Here is a 6,107-nt window from a genome sequence, read left to right as displayed (position 1 = left end):
CCCTGAGGGAGAGGGGAGATGCTTCGGCGTTGTTCAGCTTCTGTCGGTGGCCAACCTCTTGAGAACAAGGAAGGTGCCGCCCAGGAAGAGCAGGCCCATCAGCCCGGCTAGGGGGTTGCCGCCGATGCCGGTGAGCCACTCTGGCGCCCTGCCGGTGTACTCGATCCAAGCCAAGTTGTTGACCCAGGTGATGCCCCACACCCAGCCGGCGTGCAGCCCCAGGCTGAGTCCTAGCTTGTTTTGGTTCCACACCTTGGCCTGGGCCAGCAGCAGGCCCATCAGCCACAGCCCCGGAAACTGGGGCCAGGTGGCGAGGATCTCTGCTGGCGGCTTCAAAAAGTGGGCCAAAGCAAAGAGAAGGCTGGATCCCCACAGAGCGCTTGTCCAGCCGTAGTCCAACGCCATCTCCTGCAGCAGCCAGCCGCGGAACAACAGCTCTTCTGCTAGAGCCACCGCCAGGCCCACCCCTAGCCCCAGCAAGCCATAGCCCAGCAGGGATCCCCCTTCCACCGGCTGCCAGCTCAGCCAGCCCAGGGCCCCCTCCAGGCCAAAGAGCAGAAAAAGCCCGCCCACACCCATCCCCAGGCCCCAGAGGATCCCAGCTCGGCAGGCCCAACTCTTGTCCAGGCCATAGGCGGCAAACCCGGATCCCCACAGCCCCAGCCAAAGGAGCAGGAGGACATACAGCGGCAGCCAGAGGTACTCTCGGCCAAAGAAAACCCCCCCTAGCCCGACCAACGGCAGCCAAGCTAAGAGGGGGATCCCCAAAAACAGCAACAGCCGCAGCGGCAAGGGAAAGGCCTTGAGTTTGCCAATCAGCTCAGCAGTCGGCAGGCCCACCCAAACCGCTCCTAACTAGCGTTCCGGCTCGATCGAGCTGGTGAGGCCGTGCTGGCGCAGCTGCTCGCAGTAAAACTCCGCGTGCTCCCGCGGCACCACGATGACCACAGCAACGCCGTTGTTGTGGGCTTCCAACATGATCTCGGTGGCTTGCGGCGGCATCATCGATGGAATGACCTTCACCAGCACCTGCACCACGTACTCCATGGTGTTGACATCGTCGTTGTGCAGCAACACCCGGTACATGGGCATATGCTTCGGGGTTACAGAAGGCTTAACCAGAGTCTCCGTAGCCACGACGATCCCTCCTTGGGTCAACAAGAGGTTCTAGAACGCAAAACCGAAAACAAAGCCAAAAAGCAAAAAACCTTAATGGAATTTTAGCCTTCGCAGGAAGGGCTATGAAAAGGCCGCGGAGAACCCAAGCCTCAGGTCTGGCGTTCTTAAACAGAAGCTAACCCAGTTTTCACCGGCCCACAACCTCAGTTTGGGCGCAGAAGTGCTTGACTAGGGGCAATTGGCCATTGTTGCGGATCCCTTTACATTTGCCGGCGTCGCTGAGGTTAGCTGTATGAGTTCCCTGCGTTCCCGTCGCTTTTTCCTGCAGTTGCTGATGTTTGGCGGTGGGGCAGCCGCCCTGGCCGCCTGTGGGGGCACCTCCAGTTCTTCTATCCCGCCGCTGGGAGAGCCGGGATTTCCCCAGGGGGTGTTTGCCGGGGATCCCACCTCTGAGGGGGCGGTGCTTTCCACGCGGGTGGTGCCGGCCAGCAGCGTGGATACGGTGCCTGTGACGCTGCAGATGGCGGAAAATGCCGAGTTCAACCCCATTCTGCAGCAGGTTGCGCTGACTGCCCGCCGCGTGGCCGGTCGCAACTACCGCACCGAGCCGGGCGACTACATTGCCCGCGCCGTTGTTACCGGCCTGAGGCCGGCGCAGCGCTATTTCTACCGCTTTGTCAGTGAGGGGTTTACCAGCCCTGTGGGCCAGTTCCGCACCCTGCCGGCTCCGGGCGATGGGCGGCCCATCCGCTTCTTGCACATTAGCTGCGCCAATGAGCCTCCTTTCCCCATTGGGGCGGCCCTGTTGGCTGAGGTTAACCGCGGCGATATCGATTTCATCTCCTTCAACGGCGACACCGTCTACGCGGATCGCTTCTGGCTGGGGCTGGATCCCATCGGCAACCTGGAGTTTTACCGCAGCCTCTATCGGGATCAGCGGGATCCCAAGTATGCCGGGCCGGAGTTCCCGCAGTTGTTCAGTCGCACTTCCTTTGTCGTTAACTGGGATGACCACGAGGTGATTGACAACTACAGCGGCCAGAAGGCCCGCGGCGGCCGCGCCGTCCAGCTCAACGACACCACCGGGCAAACCCGCGACGTGGAAGATTTTAGGGTGCTGGGCTACCAGGCCTTTTTTGAGTACAACCCCATCACCCCCAACTTGACGGATGTGCCGGGGGTAGATAGCCGGGATCGGGTGTTTCGCAGCTTCCGCTACGGTGCCAACGCCGAAGTCTTTATCCTCGACCTGCGCCAGTACCGCGACTTGGCTGCTGTGACCCCGATCCTGCCCATTTTGCCCCCTGGCTTGACCCGGCAGCGCTTTTTGGAGCTGGCCGGCATCCGCCTCACGCCCCAGCAGGAGACCCTTTTCTTCGGCCCGCCGGGATCGGAAGAGGCGCTGTTTAACCTGCTGCGCCGCACGCCGCGCATTCTTTTGGGAGAACCCCAAAAGCAGTGGTTGTTCAACAGCCTGCGCAGCTCCACCGCCACCTACAAGTTCATCGTCAGCGAGTTTCCCATCACGGTGACCTATTTCCGCTCCAACGACGTCTGGGAGGGCTACTGGCTGGAGCGGCAGGAGGTGATCGACTTTATTGAGCGCAACAACATCCGCAACGTGGTGTTCCTAACCGGCAACAACCACGCCGGCTTTATCGGCCAGGTCAACCCCGGCAGCAGCAACCCCATCTGGGAGGTGTGGACTGGCCCCACCGGACGCAGCGTGACCGCCTTGAGCATTGACGAGTTGGGCAGCCAACTGGGGATCCCCAACGCCAGCCGCCTCTACTACCGGATTGTGAATGGCTTTCTCGCCCCTGTGAACCCTGCCAATCCAGAAGTGAGCGGGATCTCTGGCGTAACGACAGGCAACCTGCGCTTTTTGGAGCTGGCGGTGCCCAACTACACCCTCATTGAAGTCTCCGGCAGCCGCTGCACCCTTCAGATCAAGGGCCCCACCGGCAGCGTCCTCACCGATCCCCTGGGGCGCCGCGGAGAACTGGTGCTGCCCCAGTGAGAACAATCAAGGGCTTTGGGCAGGTTTTCTCACTCTCATTCTGATCGAAATTCAGGGATCCCTGCGCAAGTTGGGATCCTCTTTTGTAACCCTTTTTTGCAACTTGTAAGGAAGATGCCGGCTGTGATCGCAATCAGCCAGGGAGCGAAAACGTTAATGCTAGCGTGTAGGTAGGGCAGGGATCCCTGTTGCGGCAAAGAAAACTTCATGGAAGGAGGAAAATCCGATGGTTGCTCTGCGGGGTTGGCTGGCAGCGGGCATGATCGGCGCGGCTGCAATCCTGGGTGGTGGTGAAGCGTGGGCCCAAAGGAGCTTGTGGTTACTGAACGGGCAATCGACCTGGGTTAACGGTTATTTCTACCCAGGCGAGAACATCTGGGCCGAGTGCGACCTCGACTGCCACGACGTGGATCTGGTGCTTTACGATCGCAACGGTCGGGTGGTAGCGGAAGATACGCTCTTGGACGATTTCCCCATCGTCCAGGCTCCCTATGAGGGCAATTTCGCAATCCAAGTAATCATGGCCGGCTGCCGCCACCCACGCGGCTGTGCTGTCGTCGTCGATTCTGACTACGGCTTCTAGCGCTTCCCTCGCCCCTAGCCCCTCTCCCTCTTGGAAGAGGGGAAGGAGGTACCGCCTGCTGTAGGGATGAAGGGGGCTGGCTAGGCGGGTTTGTGGCTGGCTTCCTGCACTTTGGCGTGGGTGAATTTGCTCAAGCCATGGATGGTTTTTTCCCAGTAGAAGGGCTTGGTAAAAAGCTGCCACAGGGCCATGTAGGCTGCCATGGAGTGCAGTTGCCAGTAAATGGGGTTGAGGAGAGCATAGAAAGCCAAGTCGTAGTAGCCCCGCCGAAAAACGGCCACCAAGTTCAAGTAGATCCCAATGGCATTGCCCACCAAGAGGTTAAACAAGCCCAAGTAAATTAGCCAACTGGGAAAGATGTTTTGCAGCCAATGGGCGCGGGTGAGCAGCCAGTAGAAAAACAGCAGCCACATGATGGGGCTGGTGAGGAAGGTGAAGAAGCTGCCGCCGATAAAAAATTGGTAGGCCAGCCAGTTCTTGAGGCCCAGCTTGCGCAAAGAGCGCAGCGGGTTGCGGTTGTGCACCAGCCAGGTCTGCATATAGCCTTTGATCCAGCGGGAGCGCTGCCGGATCCAGTTTTTAAGGGCGCAGTTGGCCTCTTCGTAGGTGGTGGAGTTGATCACCCCCACCGTGTAGCCGTGCTGGCTGGCGCGAATGCCTAGATCGGCATCTTCGGTGACGTTAAAGGGATCCCATCCCTGCAATTCCCGCAGGCGGTCGGTGCGGAAGTGGTTGCTGGTGCCCCCCAGGGGAATGGGCATTTTCAAGGTTTCCAGGCCCGGCAGCAGGTAATCAAACCAATAGGAATACTCCAGAGTAAACATGCGGGTAAGAAAGTTCTCGTTGCGGTTGAAATAGTTGAGGGCTGCCTGGACGCAGACCAAGCTGGGATCCCCTTTTTTGAAGGCAATGATGGCTTTTTTCAGTTGATCCGGATCGGGGATGTCTTCGGCATCGTAGATGGTGAGGTATTCGCCGCGGGCAAAGGCCAGGCCGTAGTTGCAGGCTTTGGGCTTGGTCTTGGGCTTGCTATCCGGCACGATCAACAGGCGCACGTAGCGGGGCGGCTTGGCGACGCGGGCGGCCTCGATGGTGGCCTGGTCGTTTTCTTCCAACAGGATCAGCACGTCCAAGCGCTCGTGGGGGTAGTCCAGCTTGGAGAGGGAGTTGATGAGAATCGGCATCACCTCCGGCTCTTTGTAGACCGGCACCAGGATGGTGTAGATGGGCAAGCTGCGGTCATCGAGGGCGGCCACTTCTTCGTCGGTAATCTGGTGGAAGCGATCGGCGGATCCCACCAAGCTGAGCAGCAGTTTGAAGAAAATCGAGGCTATGTAGAAGAGGTTAATCAAAAGCACCGAGATCGTCAGAGTTGTCCAGGGAGCGCTGGCCAAGCTCCACAGCAGCAGCAGCAGCAGGCCATAGCCGACGGCAATTTGCGAGGGGGTAAACACCCGCGAGGCCGATTCCTCCGGCAGACGGGCCAGCAGTTTGTACACCGCCTCTTGGCTAAAGCGGGATCCCTGATCTTGGCTGAGGAGCTGGGTGATATCCTGCTCGGTGCCCAGCACCTTTTCTATCCGCAACCCTGGCCGCCAACTGTAGAGCAGCTCGTCCACCGCCCAGTCCAGGGGGTCGTTGACCATCACGGTGAAGGTGTGCTCGTCGCTCCAGCTCAGGGGGTAGAAGAGGTGGTGCATCATCAGCTCCGGATCGAACTGGCGGCTCAGGCTCTCGTCCCGGTAGAGCAGCCCTGTTCCCATCAGCTCCGAAACGGAAGGGTAGCCCAGCAAATGGGCCAGAATGCTGAGATACTCGGGGGTGGAGAGGTAGCTCAGCCGGGTCAGCACCTGCCCCAGGCTGGATCCGGTGCGGCGGCGGATCTCCAGAGCCTGCTGCCACTGCTCCAGGGTAAGGCGGCTGCCCAGCAGCTCAGCAGACAGCTTGCGCTCGAGGATAACTGTCAAGATCTGCTTTTCGGTGGCCGGGATCTCCCACAGCTTTTCGGCCTCCGGGCAAAGGCGTTTCACAGCCTGCCAGACGCCGGGAAAGCCGGGCTCTTCCGTGGCCACTACAACGGTTTGCGGGTTGAGCCAGCCACAGGGCAAAAAGCGCACCGGCAGGAGATCGCTGGGTTCCACTAGCCAAGGCAGCTCTGGATCTAAAGGCTGCTTGAGCAGCCAGTCCCGCAGCTTGGGCCGATCCAAAATCTGGCGACACAGGTCGGCAAACTTGCCAGGATGCATGACCCGCAAGCTCCAAAAAGCCCTGGGCAAGGAGCAGCCCACCTCTTCCCGGTACTCCTCGGCTGCCGCCAGTTGCTGGCGGGTGAGATAGCCCGCGCGCAAAAGCGAGGACTTAAGGGACTGGAGCATGGCCTAAGAC

General features: G+C 60.0%; 5 protein-coding genes. 2 read left to right on the top strand and 3 right to left on the bottom strand.

Going from position 1 to position 6,107, the window contains the following annotated elements:
- Window positions 1–33 precede the first annotated feature (33 nt).
- Window positions 34–840 carry a lysostaphin resistance A-like protein gene (locus tag NW826_RS04935; protein ID WP_414509586.1) on the bottom strand — a complete coding sequence of 269 codons (807 nt, stop codon included), beginning with the start codon at window positions 838–840 and terminating at the stop codon, window positions 34–36.
- Window positions 841–855: 15 nt separating this feature from the next.
- Complete coding sequence (clpS, locus tag NW826_RS04930; protein WP_414333897.1) at window positions 856–1,137, bottom strand: ATP-dependent Clp protease adapter ClpS; 282 nt, start codon at window positions 1,135–1,137, stop codon at window positions 856–858.
- Between the two features lie 274 nt (window positions 1,138–1,411).
- On the opposite strand from clpS, the gene NW826_RS04925 reads away from it, so the two are divergent.
- Entirely contained in the window at window positions 1,412–3,139 is a 1,728-nt protein-coding gene (locus NW826_RS04925; protein ID WP_414509585.1) for an alkaline phosphatase D family protein, read from the top strand.
- Between the two features lie 313 nt (window positions 3,140–3,452).
- Window positions 3,453–3,722, top strand: a complete 270-nt coding sequence (locus tag NW826_RS04920) for a hypothetical protein (protein ID WP_414338274.1) — start codon at window positions 3,453–3,455, stop codon at window positions 3,720–3,722.
- Between the two features lie 80 nt (window positions 3,723–3,802).
- Here NW826_RS04920 and NW826_RS04915 read toward each other — a convergent pair whose 3' ends face one another.
- Window positions 3,803–6,097, bottom strand: coding sequence for a glycosyltransferase family 2 protein (locus NW826_RS04915; protein WP_414509584.1), 2,295 nt, complete (start codon window positions 6,095–6,097; stop codon window positions 3,803–3,805).
- Window positions 6,098–6,107 lie beyond the last annotated feature (10 nt).

Origin of the sequence: Synechococcus sp. OH20, from assembly GCF_047502685.1 — a bacterium.
Classification (GTDB): Bacteria; Cyanobacteriota; Cyanobacteriia; order Thermostichales; family Thermostichaceae; genus Thermostichus.
The sequence above is the reverse complement of the archived record's forward strand: the minus strand, read 5'-3'. Positions and strand labels throughout refer to the sequence as shown.